This window comes from Pectobacterium sp. IFB5596, assembly GCF_021432585.1.
GTDB lineage: Bacteria > Pseudomonadota > Gammaproteobacteria > Enterobacterales > Enterobacteriaceae > Pectobacterium > Pectobacterium punjabense.
The window spans coordinates 17843-34448 of record NZ_LXFY01000031.1 but is presented as its reverse complement, the minus strand read 5'-3'; the positions used below and the strand labels follow the sequence as shown (position 1 = coordinate 34448).

Below are 16606 nucleotides of genomic sequence, written 5' to 3'. Positions count from 1 at the left end.
GACCGGAGGGTCCTGATGAAACGACACATCTTCAAACCGAGCGGCGCTGACGTAGGGCTATTGTTCCTCATCGCACTGTGTTGTGCACTGTTTAGCGTGATGCTGCCCGGCCGTTTTTTTACCACCTCGACGTTCATGAGTATGGCGTTTCAGCTTCCCGAACTGGGGCTGCTGACGCTGGGTATGTTTATTGCCATTCTCAGCGGTGGACTCAACCTGTGCATTATTGCGACGGCGAACCTGACCAGCTTGTTTATCGCTTGGGTGTTGCTGCACTTTCTGCCTGAAGGGGCAGGAACGGCGATGCAACTGCTGTGGCTAGGAGTTGGTCTGCTGGGGGCATCGGTTATTGCCGTGGTGATTGGTGCGTTAACGGGCTTTATGGTCACGAAAGTGGGGGCGCACCCCATTCTGGTGACGCTGGCGAGCATGATGACGGTTAACGGAATCGGCATCTGGTTAACCAAAGGTGCGGCCGTTAGTGGAATGCCGGATGTTTTGCGCACGCTGGGGTCCGGCACGTGGCTTGGCATTCCGTTGCCGCTCTGGTTGTTTATGGCCGCCGCGGGCGCACTGGCTCTATTCCTCGGCAAAACGCGGGCAGGAAAGTGCATTTATATGGGCGGCAGCAACATTAATGCTACCTGGTTCAGCGGCATCAATACGCACCGAATGCTGATGCTGGTGTACGTCATTTCCAGCCTGATGTGCGTGTTGGCCGGGCTGGTGATGATGGCGCGTTTTAACTCGGCCCGCATGGGATACGGCGATTCTTACCTGCTGCTCACGGTGTTGGCGATCATTCTTGGCGGCACCGATCCGAACGGTGGATTTGGTCGGGTGACCGGTGTGGTGCTGTCGCTCATCGTGCTCCAGATCCTCTCCACGGGCTTTAACCTGATGAATATCAGCCAGCACTTCAGTCTGGCGATGTGGGGAGCCGTGTTGATTGTCGTTCTGGCGCTGAAATTCTTTAAAGCTCGCTACTCCGATTACCGTGCGGTGCGCCTTAGTGCCTTACGCGCCCGCACCGATCATTTAACTGAAAAAAAGGAAGTCTGATGCGTACTAAAATTTCTCCCTCGCTGATGTGCATGAATCTGATGGAGATCAAGCAGCAGTTGGCGGTCTTAAACTCGCGTGCGGATTTTTTACATGTCGATATCATGGACGGGCATTACGTGAAAAATATCACGCTGTCACCGTTCTTCATTGAACAGATTCGGCCACATACGCCGCTGGTGATAGATGTACATCTGATGGTGGAAACGCCTACGGATTTTATCGATGCGATTGCGAAGGCGGGGGCAGACTACATTTGCCCTCACGCTGAAACCATCAACCGAGATGCGTTTCGCGTGATCAATCAGATCCGCGCACTAGGCAAAAAAGTGGGTGTGGTGCTTAACCCTGCAACGCCAGTCGAATTTATCCAGCACTATATACATCTCTTGGATAAGATTACGGTGATGACGGTCGACCCAGGCTATGCCGGTCAGCCGTTCATCCCAGAAATGCTGCAAAAGATTGGGAAGCTGAAAGCGTTAAAACAGCAGCATGACTATTCTTACCTGATCGAGATCGATGGTTCTTGTAATCAGAAAACCTACAGTACGCTTCTGGCGGCGGGGGCGGAAGTCCTGATTGTGGGGACATCGGGCCTCTTCAACCTGCATGACGATCTGGCAGTATCATGGGAAACCATGACGGGACACATCGCGCAGGCTCAGCGCCTGATACAGGAGTCGGCATGACCGAATGCTGGCTGGGGATCGATATTGGCGGCACCAGTACACGGTTAATGCTGATGGATGCACAGCACCAGTGGTCGGGGTTTCGCAAGATAGCAACGGAGAGCTGGGCACAGCAGCCTGATGCGCTGGCCGCCTTGACGGAGGTGATCGCGCAGACGCTGGAACCGCAGACGGTGAATGGCGTGATGCTGGGGCTGCCGGGGATTTTGAGCCGCGACCGCCAATCTGTGCTGTCGCTGCCGTTTATTCCGGCGTTGGATGGTCAGCCGGTTGCCCAGAAGATCAGCGAACGTCTGGGTATCCCCGTGGCGATGGATAAAGACGTCAACCATCTGATGCTGTGGGATTTAATGCAGTTGAAAACGCTGCCGGACACGGCAATTGGTATTTACCTTGGTACAGGGATTGGCAATAGCCTGTGGCTCAATGGCCGTTTTTATCACGGTGAGCACGGCGGTGCGGGTGAGCTGGGGCATATACCCTGGCCGGATAATCAACAGCCTTGCCCCTGCGGTAACCTTGGCTGTGTGGAAACCCTGACGTCGGGGCACTGGTTGAAAAACTGGGCAATCCAGCAGGGGGACTCAGCCATGTCGTCACTGTTTACGCGCTGGGGAACGCACCCGGATTTACAGGCGTTTATCGATCGACTGGCGAAGGTCGTTGCGATGGAAATGAATATTTTCGATCCCGACTATCTGGTCCTTGGCGGCGGCGTGCTGTCGATGGTCGATTTTCCGCATGCGGCGCTACGCGACGGGATTTGGCAGCATTTACGCCCGCCAATGACACGAGAGAAGCTAAACATGGTGTTCAGTGAGGCGACAGACTATACCGGCTGTCGCGGGGCTTGTCTGGCAGCGGAGCGTCAATTCGGGAGAAAGGCATGAAAGGCAAGGTTTGCGTATTTGGCTCGTTCAATCTGGATATTGTGGCGGGCATGTCCCGTTTTCCGCAGCCGGGAGAGTCGCTGATTGCTCATCGCAGCATGATGGGGCCGGGCGGAAAAGGAGCGAATCAGGCGACGGCGGCGTTGCGTGCGGGCGCGCGCGTACACTACATCGGTAAAATTGGTAATGATGACTTTGGCCTGTTTGCTCGGCGTCATCTCGAAAAGACCGGCTTTGATGCCATTACGCTGTTTACCTGTAAGGAAAAACCGACGGGGAATGCGCTGATCTATGTGGCCGGCAATGATGCGGAAAATATGATCTCCGTTTATCCTGGTGCCAATTTGATGGTGACGGCGGCGGAGATCGCGCGCTGCCAGCCGACGGTCGCCGCGGCGGATATTTTATTGATTCAGTTAGAAAATAATCTGAGTGCGATTCAGCGCATTGTGGATAGCGCGCAGGCGGCGAATACCTTCATCATTATGAATCCTGCTCCCTGGCAGAAAGTGAGCGACGCTTTGCTCAGTAAGATCGATCTGCTTACGCCGAATAGCACCGAAGCAACGCTGTTGACGGGCATTTCAGTCACCGATATCGATAGCGCCCGGCGTGCCGCAGCGGTGCTGCATCAAAAAGGAGTGCGACAACTGGTGATCACGCTCGGTATGCAGGGCGCGTTTTTATCCACCGGTGAGACTCAGGCGCATATCCCTGCGTTTCCTACGCAACCCAAGGACACCACGGGCGCGGGCGATGCATTTAATGGGGCGTTGGCCGCGAGGCTGGCGGCGGGCGACACCCTGGAACAGGCGGCGCTCTTTTCCTCCGCTTATGCCTCACTTTGCGTTGAGCGCGAAGGTGCCGCGCACGCGATGCCGCGTTATGAAGAAGCGCTGGAACGGATGCAGCAGCATGCAGAGCGGTTGCATGATGTGGGAACTGCTGGTCGAATGGTGGAGACCGACCAGCAGGCCGATTAGGGAAAGTCAGCGTCTGCTAGCTTACAGCGAGGCACCGCCGCACATCACCAACTGTTGGCCGGTAATAGCTGCCGCAGAAGGGGAGAGCAGATAGCCTACCAAATCGGCTACTTCCTGTGGCTGAATGAAACGGCCAATCGGCGGTAGCTTTGGTGGAGAGCTCTGGCGCCCCGGCATCGTCAGCATTGGCGTTTCCGTTGCGCCCGGCGCAACAATGTTCACCGTAATGCCACGTGGTGCCAGCTCCGCCGCCCAGCTTCTCGCCATACCAATCATCGCAGATTTTGTGGTGACGTACTGGCTGCGTCCCGCAGCACCGCTGGAGGTACGACTGCCCAGCAACACAATCCTGCCGCCTTGTGGCAGCTTATCAACCAGCCGATCGGCAAGTACTTGCGCTGCCTGGATGTGCAAGCGCCACAGCGTTTCTCCGTCTTCTAACGACAGATGGCCGAGCGGGGCCGATTTCATAATGCCAGCAGCATGGATAACGGCATCAACCTGTGCAATCTCGTCCAGAATTGCAGTCAGCGCGTGCGTATCCATGATATCTACTGCACGGTGGGTAAAGTGTGGATGTGAATAGTCACCCGGTTTGCGTGACAGGCCCGTTACTCGCCAGCCTTCCGCCAGTAATTTTTGTGCGATGGCGGCACCGATCCCTGAGCTGCTGCCGGTAATCAGGGCATGTTTAGGGGCTGTAGCTGACATGTGTCTCCTTAATCAAACTTAACGGCTTTGATGCACCATTCTTAATTACAACAACGTAACGGGGATTTTAAACACGGCTTTTTTGACGGGGGCTGGACTGTCGTTGATGGCACACAGCGCCTGGTGGGCTTCTCCCGGATAAAACGTGACGAAATCGCCTGCCCGCAGATGGATCTGATGCGGCACCTGCGGGTTATCCAGAATATAAAGATCCGGTTTACGCTCGGTTGCAGGCTGACCATGCACATCATTCAGACCGTAACCGATAATCTCCTCGCCTTCCAGAATCAGTTGAATATCGAGATAGTTGCTGTGAAATTCGGTATGTCTCGTCGCGCGCGGTGCGGTGTTCACGGTGCCGATGTTGTAGAACCAGTCGGCACCTTCTGGCTGATAGCGGCCTTCTGGCAGCGCATTCAGTTCAGCTAACGACATGCCCGGTGCGGAGAGAATGGTCCACAGTGCATCGGGCAGCGTGGCGAGTTTGAGGGCGTTGAGGTTTCCTGCAATCATTATCGTGTCCTGAAGGAAGATAGCGGGGGAGAGCCCCCGCTGGAAAAGAGAAAAAAGCAGCGTGGTTTAACCTAAGCCTATTTTTAGGAGAAACACGGGGATGAGGTTCCCGTAGGGAAGCCTCGCCCCGTGGTCGCTCCGTGTATCTCAGGCTCTAAAGGCGAGACAGCCTTAACCCGCCTTGACCCACTCCTCGCTTACCACGACATGCTTGATCGCCTGACGGAAGTAGGTGAAAGCAAGATGTAGCTTACCGTCCTGCGCTTGCTTGACGCTGGGGTAAGAGAACTCGCGGTTCAGCTTCTCCGTTGAGTTATTGGTCATGCAGTAACCGTCACCCACTTCGACATTGCGCTGCCACGGCCAGCTTTTACCGCCGTCTTCCGAAATAGCGAGCGTCATCGGTGCGCGCGGTGCGCCCCAGAAGGCGCTACGACCACCGGCTTGCACTTCCGGCATTTTTGCATTGCTGGCTTTGTCTTCTTCATCCTCGATTTCATCGTACAGTGACAGACGGCGCTCGGTAGCATCGGCGGCGCTCATGTGGTTGAACACCAGTGCCAGATGGCCGTTTTTCAGCGTAGTCACCTGAATAGACGAGTTGTTATTCGGTAAATCGGTCGGTACGGGCTCTGACCAGGTTTTACCGCCGTCGGTTGAACGGCTCTGATAGATAAAATCGGCCCAGCGGCTGCGGTACAGCGCCAGCAGCGTGCCGTCCTGCAACGGGGTGATGTTCATGTGTACACAGCCCGTGCTGTTTGGCACCGGATATTCCCGCCAGGTTTTACCCCGATCGCTGGAAATTTTCACGGCGCTATCATCATCGTTACCGACCCACTTCTCGCCAGGCTGAACGCGGCAGTAGAACACCGGCAGCAGCCAGTCACCGTTTTCCAACACGGTGATGGGTTGGCGGATAAAGGTGCCCGGCTGATCGAGCAACGTGCCGATCTCACCCCAGGTGGCACCCAAATCGGTGGACTGGCGATAACGCACAATTGCGGTGTCCTGATTACCGGATTTCTGTGCGGTGTACAGCAGCCACAGCACGTTATCCGGCGCGAGGAACAGCACGGGATTCTGTTCAGAACGCGTCGCATCCTCAGACAGCTTAACGGCTTTACTCCAACTATCGCTGCCTTTCACCAGACGGGACAGGTAGATAGAGATATCTGCAATCCCTTCTTGTGTACCGCCGAACCAGACGCACAGCACATCGCCGTTTGGCAGATGGAGCAGGTTGGCTGCATGATTCTGCGGGCATTCCGACGGAATGTAGGCATCCAGACGCGCGGCATCGCCTTCTGCGTGATGAACTTTTCCGCTACGTTCCACGGTAATGGTTTCGCTACTCATGACTCAGGCTCCTGATTTATTTTCAGTTTGAGAAATTTTGATTTTGTGTTCTTTATTCGGAATCATGCGATCGAGCAGCATGACGATAGCCGGGGTAACCAGTGCGACGTACATGTTGTCGATACCGTATGGGTTGCCGAGTATGTACCAGACGGAGGTGGCCACGCAGGCTGAGATCAGACTGGCGTTGGCGCCGCGGGTGCTATTAAAGAACGGCAGATAGAATGCAATCACCGCAACTACGGAAATCGACAGGCGAATGGCACGGGTAAAGAACGACAGCTTCAGAACTTCAGGCACCAGCAGGACGAAAACTAACGGCAGGAATCCGATAATGAGCGAGAATACACGCGTCATTTTCATCTCTTTTTCTGGCGTCGGATTGTAGTACGGGACGTAAAAGTCTTTCACGATCAGTGAGGCGATCGCCAGTGCTACGGTACTCACGCTGATGAAGATTGATGCGACCAATGAGGTTGTCACCAGTCCTGCTACCCACGGGTTCATATCTTGCAGGAAGACTGGCATGGCGTACAGGCTGTTGATTTCTGGGTGAGCAAACTTCGCCGCGACGCCGATAACCGCGATAGCAATTGCAATCGGCATACAGAAGAAGAAGGCAACCCAGGTCGCGCGTTTGGCGGAAGTGGCATCCTTGGTGGCTGAAATGGCTTGAATGACGAATTGGGTACAGAAAATCGATCCAATGGTGCCGATCAGCCAGGCAAAGATAGTGCTGGCACCAATTTTACCGTCCCACGTCCAGTAGTAATCCGGCATTTTTTCAATCATCGGTGTGATGCCACCGGTCATTTTCAGTGCCACGTACAGAATGATCATAACGCCGACATATTTCACGGCGCTGTGAATCAACGTCACGTAAGCAACACCTTTTAAGCCGCCAAAGTAAAAGTAGAACGTACTGACGATAGCGGTGATCAGGGCTGCAACGGGCAGAGAAATTTTCAACACGGTTGAGATGGCTGCCGCGCCGCTGACGTAGTTGCCCACGTTAACCAGCAGCAACGCATAGATCATGATGATTGAGATGATGTTCTTGGTCGATGTACCGTATTTCTCAGCGATCGCACCGGAAATGGTAACTTTGCCCGTGTTGTAGATTTTTTTGACCAGAATCATCCCGAACAGCAGGAAGCCGATGGCGGCACCGATCACTGACCAAGAGGCGGCGATACCATTTTCAAAAGCGGACTGCGCCGTACCTACTGTGGATTTGGCACCGATAAACTCGGTCATCAGTAGAACACCGACGATAAATGCCGGTAGCGCACGCGATCCTTCCATGAATTCGGTGTTCGATTTACTGCGTAGTTTGAGCGTTAACCACGAGGTGAATGCGATATAAAATACAATCATCCCGATGATTATGAGGGTGTCGGTAAAATTAAAATGGTTCATATCTTCTCGGCCTTAAGTGGAAATTGTAATTTCTCTGTTACTGCGAGAATTGATTAAGGATGTTGCGGATGTTGTCTTCATCCTGTGTGGAAAACTGGATCGGATAGCGGCTGACGCCGACATCTTCACCCATGATCGCCAGCGCTTTCTTCACCACAGCCGGTGAAAACGCGATGGCGTACAGCGTCTTACGCAATTCGGCAACCTGTTCTTGTGCCTGACGGGAGCCTTCGATGTCACCAGCATGGAAACGGTGCCAAATCTGGCTGATCGGTTCCGGTGCCACGTTAGCCAGCCCGGAAATACAGGCGGAGCAGCCGTCAACAAAGCCCTGGTGAATGAGCGAGTCTGGGCCATTCAGTACGTCAAAACCCTGTACGCCTTTCACCGCTTGCACATAGCTGCTCAGGCTTTCATAGCTGCCTGCGCTGTCTTTGATGCCGATGATGTTCGGGTGATCCGCCAGCGTGCGGACGGTTTCCGGTGCCAGCGTATTCCCCGTGCGTGCAGGAATGTTGTAGAGGAACACCGGCACGGTCAGCGCATCGGCGACGGCGGTGTAGTGGGCGATCAACTCTTCCTGTTTTAATGGGATGAAATAAGGGGTGATGACCGAAACGGCATCGACACCCAGCGCGGCGATGCGCTTGCCGAGCTTAATGGTTTCCCGCGTGGAGATTTCACCGATGTGGCCGACAACGGGCACTTTTCCGGCAACTTCATCCACGCAGGTTTCGGTGACGGCGACTTTCTCATCGGTGTGTAGAACAAAGAACTCACCGTTGGTGCCGTTGCAGAAAATACCGTTGCCATAGCGCATCTGGCGCTGAACCTGAAGGCGCATGGCCGCGGGGTTAAATTCGCCCTGATTATCAAACGGCGTGACGATGGCGGTCAGTACGCCAGCAATTTTCTTACTCATTGTTATTCCTCGTGACACGTAATCAAAAAGTGAAAACCTAAAACGGTCCTACTCAAAATGGTGTTCTTTAACGCCTAATACTGTTCACTTAAGCCCGTTGTTAGGGGAAACACAGGGGAGGTTCCCGCAGGGACGCCTCACCTCTGTAGTCGCCCCGTGTATCTCGATGCTTGAACGGTCGGCATCAGTTCTTTAACGCTGTGCGGTTAAAACAGGGTCAGATAAACCTCACGCACATCGTCAGCACTGACCTGCGTCGGTACATTTTTCATCAGGCGCTGAACCTGTAATGCGGCATCGACCAGGTAGGGCAGGTGATCTTTTTCCACACCGAGCTGCTGTAGGGTGTTGGGCAGATTGAGTCGTTTGACCAACTCTCTGAAGTAGGCCACCAGCGCCTGCGCTTTTTCCGCTGTACTGAGGGTTAGGTCGGCATCCGGCACCAGGTCATACGCCTGTGCGAATTTGTCCTGTGCGGCGTCCTGCACGAAACGCATGCAAGGGGCGAGCAGGATGGCGTTCGCTACGCCGTGTGGGATGTGATACTTGCCGCCGAGCGGGTAGGACATCGCATGAACCAGATGTGTACCTGAGTGGGCAATGGCGGCACCGCCATAATAGGATGCCCACAGCATGTTCAGCTTAGCTTCCATATTGCCTGGCTCGCGCACGGAGATTTCGAGGTTGGCAAACAGCTTTTTCAAGCCAATCAGCGCGTAGTTGTCGCTGACCGGGTTGGCAATTGTTGACGTGAAACACTCGATCAGGTGGCAGAGTGCATCAATACCGGTGGAAGCGGCGATATGCGGCGGCATGCTGACCGTCAGCTCTGGCACCAGCGCAACGTAGTCCGGCAGCATCACTGGCGTAATAATGCCGACTTTCGTCTCTTTCTCTGGGATCGCCAGAATGGCATTTGGCGTGGCTTCAGAGCCGGTTCCCGCCGTGGTTGGGATGAGCAGTGATGTTGTGCGGCGGGTGGGTTTCTCCCCTGCCAGCAGGCTATCTAACGTCACGGTTTCATCGCCCGCACACAGTACGGAAAGCAGTTTGGCAACATCCAGCACGCTGCCGCCGCCTACGCCGATGACCAGATCGGTCTGGGTTTGTGTGAGCTGGCTCAGTATCTGGGCAACGTCATGTTGGCTCGGCTCGGCAGGCACGTTATCAACCAGCAGAACCTGCGGAACGGCTTGCTTAACTTGTGCGATCAGCGCCTGAACGTCAGGCAGCCCGACAATGTTTTTGTCGGTGACAAATAAAACGTGCTGTTTACCTGACAACAGATGACTGATGTCCTGAAGTACCCGGTAGCCGCTGAGGATAGTGCTATTGATGTTCATGCTTATTACCTTGCCTTTTCTCTTCTTCGCCAGAGCGTTATCGCGATGATAATGGTTGCGATGGTGATTATTTTCAGTCAAATGGCATGTTTCTCATCACGACTGAACGCCATTTGCCACATCGTGGTGATAATTTATAGGTGAAATTCCTTTTAAATAATTTGATGTTGCTCACATATAATCAAATGTGATTCAATATAATCATTACCAGATAACCATGAACCGGGAATGAGGTATGCCAAACATGCAGCAATCAGCAGAGCAGGTCGTCGTTGTCGCTGATGACTTTACGGGTGCCAATGATGCGGGCGTCGGGTTGGCGCAGCATGGCGCGCGGGTTAGCGTCGTATTTGACGTTAATAAGCTGCATACGGATTTGCTGGGTGATGCGGTGGTTATTAACACCGATAGCCGGGCGGCGCGTAGCGATGTCGCGTCTCAACGCACCGCAGAAGCGATAGCTACCTGGCAGGCTGCTGGCGGGAAAGGCTGGGTTATTAAGAAGATAGACTCGACGCTGCGTGGGAACCTGGGGGCGGAAGTCGCCGCTGCGCTGTCTGCGGCAGCGGTGCCGATTGCACTGATTGCCGCTGCATCGCCGACGCTAGGGCGCATTACCCGAAAAGGCGAAGTCTGGGTTAATGGCCGTTTGCTGACCGACACCGAATTTGCCAGCGATCCGAAAACCCCGGTGGCGTCGGCCTCTATTGCGGCTCGTCTGGCGGAACAGACCGCGTTGCCAGTGGCAGAACTCCATCTTGATGAGGTACGCCAGGCTAATTTAGCCCAGCGTTTGCAGCAGTTGGCAGACGGAGGAACGCGTCTGATTATTCTTGATACGGATGAGCAAGACGATCTGACGCATATCGTTAATGCCGCGAAGGCGCTGCCGTTTCGTCCGTTGCTGGTTGGCTCGGCAGGTTTGAGCGACGCGTTGGCAAATGTGCTGGATTTTACGCACAAAACGGAGAAACCGCTGCTGGCCGTCGTCGGTTCAATGAGCGACATCGCTCAAAAGCAGATTGCAATCGCTCGGCAGCATCGTGATGTCACGCTGGTTGAGATCGATATCAGCGCACTTTTTTCACCCCATTCATCCACCGACATGGCGTCTCAGTGCCAGGACGCGGTGAACGCACTGATGCATGGGCATCACTGCATTATTCGTACTTGCCACAGCGAGAATCAGCGCTTCGAGATCGACGCGCGGTGTCAGCAGCTTGGACTTAGTCGCCAGCAGCTTGGCGAAACGATCAGCCACTATCTGGGGGAACTCACGCGCCGCATTGTTCAGACACTAGATAGCCAGGCTGCGGACGGCGCTAGCCGACGCTTGCCGGGAGGTTTGTATTTATCTGGGGGCGATATCGCGATTGCCGTGGCAACCGCACTGGGTGCTACCGGTTTTCAGATTAAGGGACAAATCGCATCCTGCGTGCCTTGGGGATACCTGCTGAATAGCGTTGTCGGCATGACCCCTGTGATGACTAAAGCGGGGGGTTTTGGCAACGAAACTACTCTGCTCGACGTTTTACGTTTTATTGAGGAGAAGGTCAGTGAGTAAAATTATTGCAGTAACGATGGGTGATCCGGCAGGGATTGGACCGGAAATTATTATCAAATCTCTGGCCGAAGGCGAGCTTTCCGGCGCATCTGCCGTGGTGGTGGGCTGCGTACAGACGATGCGGCGTGTTCTGGCATTGAATGTGGTGCCTGCCGTAGAGTTAAAAATCATTGATAAACCGGCTGACGCCGTATTCGCACCTGGCGTCATCAACATTATCGACGAGCCGCTGGAAGATCCGCAGGCGCTAGAGCCTGGCGTCGTTCAGGCACAGGCGGGCGATTTAGCTTATCGCTGTATCAAGAAGGCCACCGAGCTGGCAATGGCAGGTGAAGTGCATGCGATCGCGACTGCGCCGCTAAATAAAGAAGCGCTGCACTCGGCAGGCCACCTCTACCCAGGCCACACGGAGCTGTTGGCTAAGCTGACCAACAGCCGCGACTATGCGATGGTGTTGTATACCGACAAGCTGAAGGTTATCCATGTTTCAACGCATATTGCGCTGCGTAAATTCCTCGATACGCTGAACCGCGATCGCGTGGAAACGGTGATCGACATGGCGGATGTCTTCCTTAAGCGTGTCGGTTTTACCCACCCACGTATCGCCGTTGCCGGGGTTAATCCGCACGCGGGTGAGAATGGTCTGTTTGGTGATGAAGAGATTAAAATTGTCTCGCCATCGGTTGAAGCTATGAAGGCCAAAGGCATTGATGTGTATGGCCCATGCCCACCGGATACCGTCTATTTGCAGGCGTATGAAGGCCAGTACGATATGGTCGTGGCGATGTATCACGATCAGGGGCACATCCCGCTCAAGCTGCTGGGCTTCTATGATGGGGTGAACATTACCGCTGGGCTGCCGTTTATTCGCACGTCGGCTGACCACGGCACGGCCTTTGACATTGCCTGGACGGGTAAAGCGAAGCCTGAAAGCATGGCGATCTCTATTCAACTCGCGATGCAACTGGCCTAATTTGCGGTGACTACGGCTGCTGTCCGTACGGTTTTTTAAGCTACAGAGCACATTGCAGGATATCTTCCTTCCCGCCTTCGGGAAGGTTTCTGGTATCCTGCAACCAAGAATGATTACGCATTACATTGCTGATAACGTTTGTTGGGTAACGTGTAAAAGCGTTCCTGGCGAAAACGCTTCACTCCTCTATCATCCCATTATCATTGTTTTCATTCTTTATATCGATTGACCAACAACTTAAAATTATTTTATGACTGTCAGATGGATATCGCCGTGGACCCTACATTAACTGATGCTTTCCGTATGAGCGGGGATAAAGTAAAAGGACAAAGCCGCCTTGATCAGATTATGGATTATCTGAAAAGCCATAATCTGGTGACGGTAGAGGAACTGGTGTCTGTGATCGACGCTTCCCCGGCGACAATTCGTCGTGATTTGATTAAGCTGGATGAGCAGGGCGTGATTAGCCGTAGCCATGGTGGTGTAACGCTTAATCGCTTTATTCCTTCCCAGCCGACGACGAACGAGAAACTGCATCGTAATCTTCAGGAAAAGCAGGCGATCGCACGTTATGCCGCAACATTGGTGACGCCGGGTAGTGCAGTAGTTCTGGATGCGGGAACGACGATGCTGGAATTGGCGCGTAATTTAACGCATCTGCCGCTGCGCGTGATTACCGCCGATTTACAAATTGCGTTATTTCTTTCTGAATTCAAGCAGATCGAAGTGACGATTATTGGCGGGCGTATTGATGACAGCAGCCAATCTTGTATTGGTGAGCACGGTCGCCGCCTGTTACGCAATATTTACCCCGATATCGCGTTTATTAGCTGCAACTCATGGAGCCTCGATAAAGGGGTGACCACACCGACAGAAGAAAAAGCCGGTGTGAAGCAAGATCTCGGCGCGAATGCCAGCCGGCGCGTGTTGCTGGCCGATAGCAGTAAATATGGTGCGTATTCCCTGTTCTGCGTGACACCGTTGTCAGAACTGACCGATATCATTACCGACAGCGCGTTAGTGCCCGACGTACAGGCGCAACTGAAAGGTAAAACATTCAATCTTACGTTGGTTGGTGGCTGACAGGAGAGTTTTATAATGAGTACTGAGTTCAATGGGACTCGTCAGGTTCTGTCGGTTTTCGATTTCGATGGAACGTTGACCTACCATGACAGCTTTATTCCTTTTTTACGTTTTGCCTTCGGTAAGCGTGTTTTTGCCCGGCGCATGATGCATCTGGTGCTGCCTTCTGCACGTTGTGTTCAGCGTAAGCTGACGCGCGATGAACTCAAAGAATACCTCATTGCCACGTTTCTTTCTGGCATTGAAGCAGCCTGGATACAGGAAAAAGCAGAGGCGTTTTGTCAGCGTAAGTGGAATACGTTAATGCGTAAGTCTGGGGTGCTTGGCGTCGCTGCGGAACTGCATTCCGGGGCTGAGGTGACGCTCTGCTCGGCATCGCCGGAGATCGTGCTACGGCCTTTTGCCGAACGATTAGGTGTAAAACTGATTGGGACGCAGCTTGAGGTAGAAAACGGAATACTGACCGGAAAGATTAACGGGCATAATTGTCGGTGTAGCTATAAGGTACAGCGTTTGGAAAGCGTGTATGGCCCGCTAAACCAATACCATATACGTGCATGGGGCGACACCCGCGGCGACTACGAGCTGTTGGCATCCGCTCACGATGCGCACTGGCGTCATTTCCATCCGCGCTGGCTGCGGCGTAAACCACTTTCGGAACGACTACTTCTATCGGGTGTGATTAAGGTTCATCCTTAAACATCAGGAAACTTCCCCGACCTAAGTCGGGGAGACGGTATCAATCACACATTAACGCCGTGTTGAGCGGCAAGGGCTGACAATCCGCCCGCAAAACCTTGGCCTACTGCCTTGAATTTCCACTCGGTGCCATTACGGTACAGTTCGCCAAAAATCATGGCCGTTTCGGTGGATGCATCCTCAGACAGATCGAAACGCGCAATTTCAGCACTGGTATCGTTGTTATAGACGCGCATGAAACTGTTGCTGACCATACCGAAGTTTTGTTTACGGCCTTCGGCATCATAAATCGTCACGGAAAACACCAGCTTTTTCACTTCAGCCGGCACTTTCGCCAGATGAATTTTTACTTGCTCATCATCGCCGTCACCTTCTCCGGTACGGTTGTCGCCTTGGTGCTCAACGGAGGCGCAAGGGCTCAGTTTGTTATTGAAGAAAATAAAATTAGCGTCAGACAGGACCTTGCCATCTTCTCCCACCATAAATACTGACGCATCCAGATCGAATGCTTGCCCGTCGGTGACGCGAGCATCCCATCCCAGGCCGACCATGGCAACATTCATGGTTGGTGCTTCTTTCGTTAGGGATACATTACCGCCTTTTACCAGAGAAACTGCCATTTTATAGCTCCTGCTTTAGAGTGGATTACTGGGCAGTGCGAGACTGCCCAAAGGGAAAGACAAGGTGAGGTTTATCAGGATGCGTTGATACCATATTGTGAGCAGACCGATGCCAAACCACCCGCATAGCCCTGACCGACGGCACGGAATTTCCACTCCGCATTATGACGATACAGTTCACCGAATAGCATGGCGGTTTCAGTTGAAGCATCTTCAGTCAGATCGTAGCGTGCGATTTCGGCTTGGGTGTCATCGTTTACCAGGCGAATGAAAGCACCGGATACCTGACCAAAGCTCTGGTTACGAACCTGTGCATCATGGATAGTGACAACGAAAACGATTTTGTCGACCTCAGCCGGAATCAGATCCAGCTTAATTTTCAATGATTCGTCATCTCCATCACCCGCGCCTGTACGGTTATCGCCGGTGTGGGCCACTGAGCCATCAGCAGACTTCAAGTTGTTGTAGAAAATGAAGTCAGTATCGCCACGGACTTTGCCATTCGCATTGAGCAGGAATGCCGAAGCATCCAAGTCAAAGTCCTGACCATCCGTCGCGCGTGCATCCCAGCCAAGACCGACTAAGACATTTTTCATCGTCGGTGCTGCTTTACTCAGTGAGACATTACCGCCTTTAGAAAGAGAAACGCTCATTAAATTAACCTCTTAAGTTGATATTTCAGAATGTAGTGTAAGGAGCAGAAGATTAACTCTCCTTGTTCTCCTCAGCATCGGGTTTGGCTGGGAACAGTACGCTGACGATAATACCTAGCGCCAGTACGCCCAGAACAACAAACAGGCTGGTGGTTGCCGAGATGCTGTAGCCATGGTGCCATATGTGATCGGTTGCATTCAGGCCAAGCTTGGCAGCGATGAAGAACAGCAACACAATAACGGCTTTTTCCAGATGAACCAGATATTGTTTCAGTGCTTCCAGTACAAAGTAGAGTGTACGCAAACCTAGGATAGCGAACATCATCGCACTGTAGACAATCAGCGGTTCACGGCTCACGGCAATAATAGCGGGAACCGAGTCAAAGGCGAACATTACGTCAGAAAGTTCTACTACCGCGACACAGAGCATCAGTGGCGTGGCGTAGAAGGCGGCTTTGGTTCCACGGCCAATCGTGACGTCTTTGTTTTCCGGCTTGGCCAGTTCTTCGTCCACTTCTTTCTGGTTTAACAGAAATGCGTGACCTTTCAATTTTGGCCAAATAGGGAAGAAGCGTTTCACTAAACGGTAAGCGAGATGCTGTGAGTAATCTTCGATCTCGTCGTTATCGTCGCCGCTTCTCAGCATCATGACGGCGGTCCAGGCAACGATCAAAGCAAAGACGATTTCGACATACGGCCCCAGGCTGAGCAGCCCTGTACCGATTGCGACGAAAATACCACGGAACACGATGGCTCCGATGATCCCCCAGTAGAGTACGCGGTGACGGTAACGATCGGGAACAGCGAACCAAGAGAAGATCGCCATCATCACGAACAGGTTATCCACCGATAGCACTTTTTCCAGCGCATAGCCGGTAATGAACAGGCTGGCGACCTCAGTACCGTGATGAATATAGAGGAAACCGGCAAAAGCCATTGCCACAATGACCCAGAATACAGACCACAGCGCGGCGCTTTTCAATGAAATCGGCTTGTCATGGCGGTGCATGAACAGGTCGATAAAAATGGCCCCGACGGCCAGTGCTATAAAAACAATGACGGTTTCTGTCGGGAAGCCGATATGAGTGGATACCATAGATAACCCTTAGAGGATATTGAC

The 16606-nt window shown here is 53.2% G+C and carries 17 protein-coding genes; 8 read left to right on the top strand and 9 right to left on the bottom strand.

Annotated features, from left to right (window positions below):
* Positions 1–15: 15 nt before the first annotated feature.
* From A6301_RS19120 to A6301_RS19105, 4 genes are read left to right on the top strand one after another with little or no spacing between them, the layout of a single operon-like run.
* Positions 16–1062, top strand: coding sequence for an ABC transporter permease (locus A6301_RS19120; protein WP_107168021.1), 1047 nt, complete (start codon positions 16–18; stop codon positions 1060–1062).
* Entirely contained in the window at positions 1062–1754 is a 693-nt protein-coding gene (gene alsE, locus A6301_RS19115; protein WP_234258508.1) for a D-allulose 6-phosphate 3-epimerase, read from the top strand. The genes A6301_RS19120 and alsE overlap by 1 nt, the downstream gene beginning before the upstream one ends.
* The gene (gene alsK, locus A6301_RS19110) at positions 1751–2644 is read left to right on the top strand and encodes an allose kinase (RefSeq protein WP_107168023.1); all 894 of its coding nucleotides are present in this window, start codon (positions 1751–1753) and stop codon (positions 2642–2644) included. The genes alsE and alsK overlap by 4 nt, the downstream gene beginning before the upstream one ends.
* A complete protein-coding gene (locus A6301_RS19105) occupies positions 2641–3627 on the top strand; it encodes a ribokinase (protein WP_234258507.1) in 987 nt (328 codons plus the stop codon). The genes alsK and A6301_RS19105 overlap by 4 nt, the downstream gene beginning before the upstream one ends.
* A 21-nt stretch (positions 3628–3648) precedes the next feature.
* On the opposite strand, the gene A6301_RS19100 is transcribed toward A6301_RS19105, so the two are convergent.
* The 6 genes from A6301_RS19100 to A6301_RS19075 all read right to left on the bottom strand — a co-directional run bounded on the left by A6301_RS19100 (position 3649) and on the right by A6301_RS19075 (position 9894).
* Positions 3649–4338: an SDR family NAD(P)-dependent oxidoreductase gene (locus A6301_RS19100; RefSeq protein WP_234258506.1), complete on the bottom strand. Its 690-nt coding sequence runs from the start codon at positions 4336–4338 to the stop codon at positions 3649–3651.
* Positions 4339–4383: 45 nt separating this feature from the next.
* A complete protein-coding gene (locus A6301_RS19095; protein ID WP_014916607.1) occupies positions 4384–4851 on the bottom strand; it encodes a YhcH/YjgK/YiaL family protein in 468 nt (155 codons plus the stop codon).
* A 171-nt stretch (positions 4852–5022) separates the two neighbouring features.
* Positions 5023–6210: an exo-alpha-sialidase gene (locus A6301_RS19090; protein WP_215483207.1), complete on the bottom strand. Its 1188-nt coding sequence runs from the start codon at positions 6208–6210 to the stop codon at positions 5023–5025.
* 3 nt (positions 6211–6213) lie between these two features.
* The gene (locus A6301_RS19085; protein WP_107168027.1) at positions 6214–7629 is read right to left on the bottom strand and encodes a sodium:solute symporter family protein; all 1416 of its coding nucleotides are present in this window, start codon (positions 7627–7629) and stop codon (positions 6214–6216) included.
* A gap of 37 nt (positions 7630–7666) precedes the next feature.
* On the bottom strand, positions 7667–8551 hold the full coding sequence (locus A6301_RS19080) for a dihydrodipicolinate synthase family protein (protein WP_234258505.1): 885 nt from the start codon (positions 8549–8551) through the stop codon (positions 7667–7669).
* A 206-nt stretch (positions 8552–8757) separates the two neighbouring features.
* Positions 8758–9894 carry an iron-containing alcohol dehydrogenase gene (locus tag A6301_RS19075; protein ID WP_234258504.1) on the bottom strand — a complete coding sequence of 379 codons (1137 nt, stop codon included), beginning with the start codon at positions 9892–9894 and terminating at the stop codon, positions 8758–8760.
* A 235-nt stretch (positions 9895–10129) separates the two neighbouring features.
* On the opposite strand from A6301_RS19075, the gene dtnK reads away from it, so the two are divergent.
* From dtnK to A6301_RS19055, 4 genes are all read left to right on the top strand, one after another.
* On the top strand, positions 10130–11458 hold the full coding sequence (dtnK, locus tag A6301_RS19070; protein WP_215483205.1) for a D-threonate kinase: 1329 nt from the start codon (positions 10130–10132) through the stop codon (positions 11456–11458).
* Positions 11451–12431 (top strand): D-threonate 4-phosphate dehydrogenase, encoded by a 981-nt coding sequence (locus A6301_RS19065; RefSeq protein ID WP_107168031.1) that lies wholly within the window; start codon positions 11451–11453, stop codon positions 12429–12431. Before dtnK ends, A6301_RS19065 begins: the two co-directional genes overlap by 8 nt.
* Before the next feature lie 261 nt (positions 12432–12692).
* Positions 12693–13514: a DeoR/GlpR family DNA-binding transcription regulator gene (locus A6301_RS19060; RefSeq protein ID WP_107168032.1), complete on the top strand. Its 822-nt coding sequence runs from the start codon at positions 12693–12695 to the stop codon at positions 13512–13514.
* A 15-nt stretch (positions 13515–13529) separates the two neighbouring features.
* Positions 13530–14213, top strand: coding sequence for an HAD-IB family hydrolase (locus A6301_RS19055; RefSeq protein WP_107168033.1), 684 nt, complete (start codon positions 13530–13532; stop codon positions 14211–14213).
* Between the two features lie 44 nt (positions 14214–14257).
* Here the strand turns inward: A6301_RS19055 and A6301_RS19050 are convergent, their stop codons facing one another.
* From A6301_RS19050 to A6301_RS19040, 3 genes are all read right to left on the bottom strand, one after another.
* A complete protein-coding gene (locus tag A6301_RS19050; RefSeq protein WP_014701349.1) occupies positions 14258–14833 on the bottom strand; it encodes a TerD family protein in 576 nt (191 codons plus the stop codon).
* Positions 14834–14907: 74 nt separating this feature from the next.
* Positions 14908–15486, bottom strand: a complete 579-nt coding sequence (locus tag A6301_RS19045) for a TerD family protein (RefSeq protein WP_107168034.1) — start codon at positions 15484–15486, stop codon at positions 14908–14910.
* A gap of 52 nt (positions 15487–15538) precedes the next feature.
* Positions 15539–16582, bottom strand: a complete 1044-nt coding sequence (locus A6301_RS19040) for a TerC/Alx family metal homeostasis membrane protein (protein ID WP_107168035.1) — start codon at positions 16580–16582, stop codon at positions 15539–15541.
* Positions 16583–16606 lie beyond the last annotated feature (24 nt).

Excerpts from the sequence above, each read along its gene's own strand:
- A6301_RS19120 (WP_107168021.1), top strand. The coding sequence starts at position 16 with ATGAAACGACACATCTTCAAACCGAGCGGCGCTGACGTAGGGCTATTG.
- alsE (WP_234258508.1), top strand. The coding sequence starts at position 1,062 with ATGCGTACTAAAATTTCTCCCTCGCTGATGTGCATGAATCTGATGGAG.
- alsK (WP_107168023.1), top strand. The coding sequence starts at position 1,751 with ATGACCGAATGCTGGCTGGGGATCGATATTGGCGGCACCAGTACACGG.
- A6301_RS19105 (WP_234258507.1), top strand. The coding sequence starts at position 2,641 with ATGAAAGGCAAGGTTTGCGTATTTGGCTCGTTCAATCTGGATATTGTG.
- A6301_RS19100 (WP_234258506.1), bottom strand. The coding sequence starts at position 4,338 with ATGTCAGCTACAGCCCCTAAACATGCCCTGATTACCGGCAGCAGCTCA.
- A6301_RS19095 (WP_014916607.1), bottom strand. The coding sequence starts at position 4,851 with ATGATTGCAGGAAACCTCAACGCCCTCAAACTCGCCACGCTGCCCGAT.
- A6301_RS19090 (WP_215483207.1), bottom strand. The coding sequence starts at position 6,210 with ATGAGTAGCGAAACCATTACCGTGGAACGTAGCGGAAAAGTTCATCAC.
- A6301_RS19085 (WP_107168027.1), bottom strand. The coding sequence starts at position 7,629 with ATGAACCATTTTAATTTTACCGACACCCTCATAATCATCGGGATGATT.
- A6301_RS19080 (WP_234258505.1), bottom strand. The coding sequence starts at position 8,551 with ATGAGTAAGAAAATTGCTGGCGTACTGACCGCCATCGTCACGCCGTTT.
- A6301_RS19075 (WP_234258504.1), bottom strand. The coding sequence starts at position 9,894 with ATGAACATCAATAGCACTATCCTCAGCGGCTACCGGGTACTTCAGGAC.
- dtnK (WP_215483205.1), top strand. The coding sequence starts at position 10,130 with ATGCCAAACATGCAGCAATCAGCAGAGCAGGTCGTCGTTGTCGCTGAT.
- A6301_RS19060 (WP_107168032.1), top strand. The coding sequence starts at position 12,693 with ATGGATATCGCCGTGGACCCTACATTAACTGATGCTTTCCGTATGAGC.
- A6301_RS19055 (WP_107168033.1), top strand. The coding sequence starts at position 13,530 with ATGAGTACTGAGTTCAATGGGACTCGTCAGGTTCTGTCGGTTTTCGAT.
- A6301_RS19050 (WP_014701349.1), bottom strand. The coding sequence starts at position 14,833 with ATGGCAGTTTCTCTGGTAAAAGGCGGTAATGTATCCCTAACGAAAGAA.
- A6301_RS19045 (WP_107168034.1), bottom strand. The coding sequence starts at position 15,486 with ATGAGCGTTTCTCTTTCTAAAGGCGGTAATGTCTCACTGAGTAAAGCA.
- A6301_RS19040 (WP_107168035.1), bottom strand. The coding sequence starts at position 16,582 with ATGGTATCCACTCATATCGGCTTCCCGACAGAAACCGTCATTGTTTTT.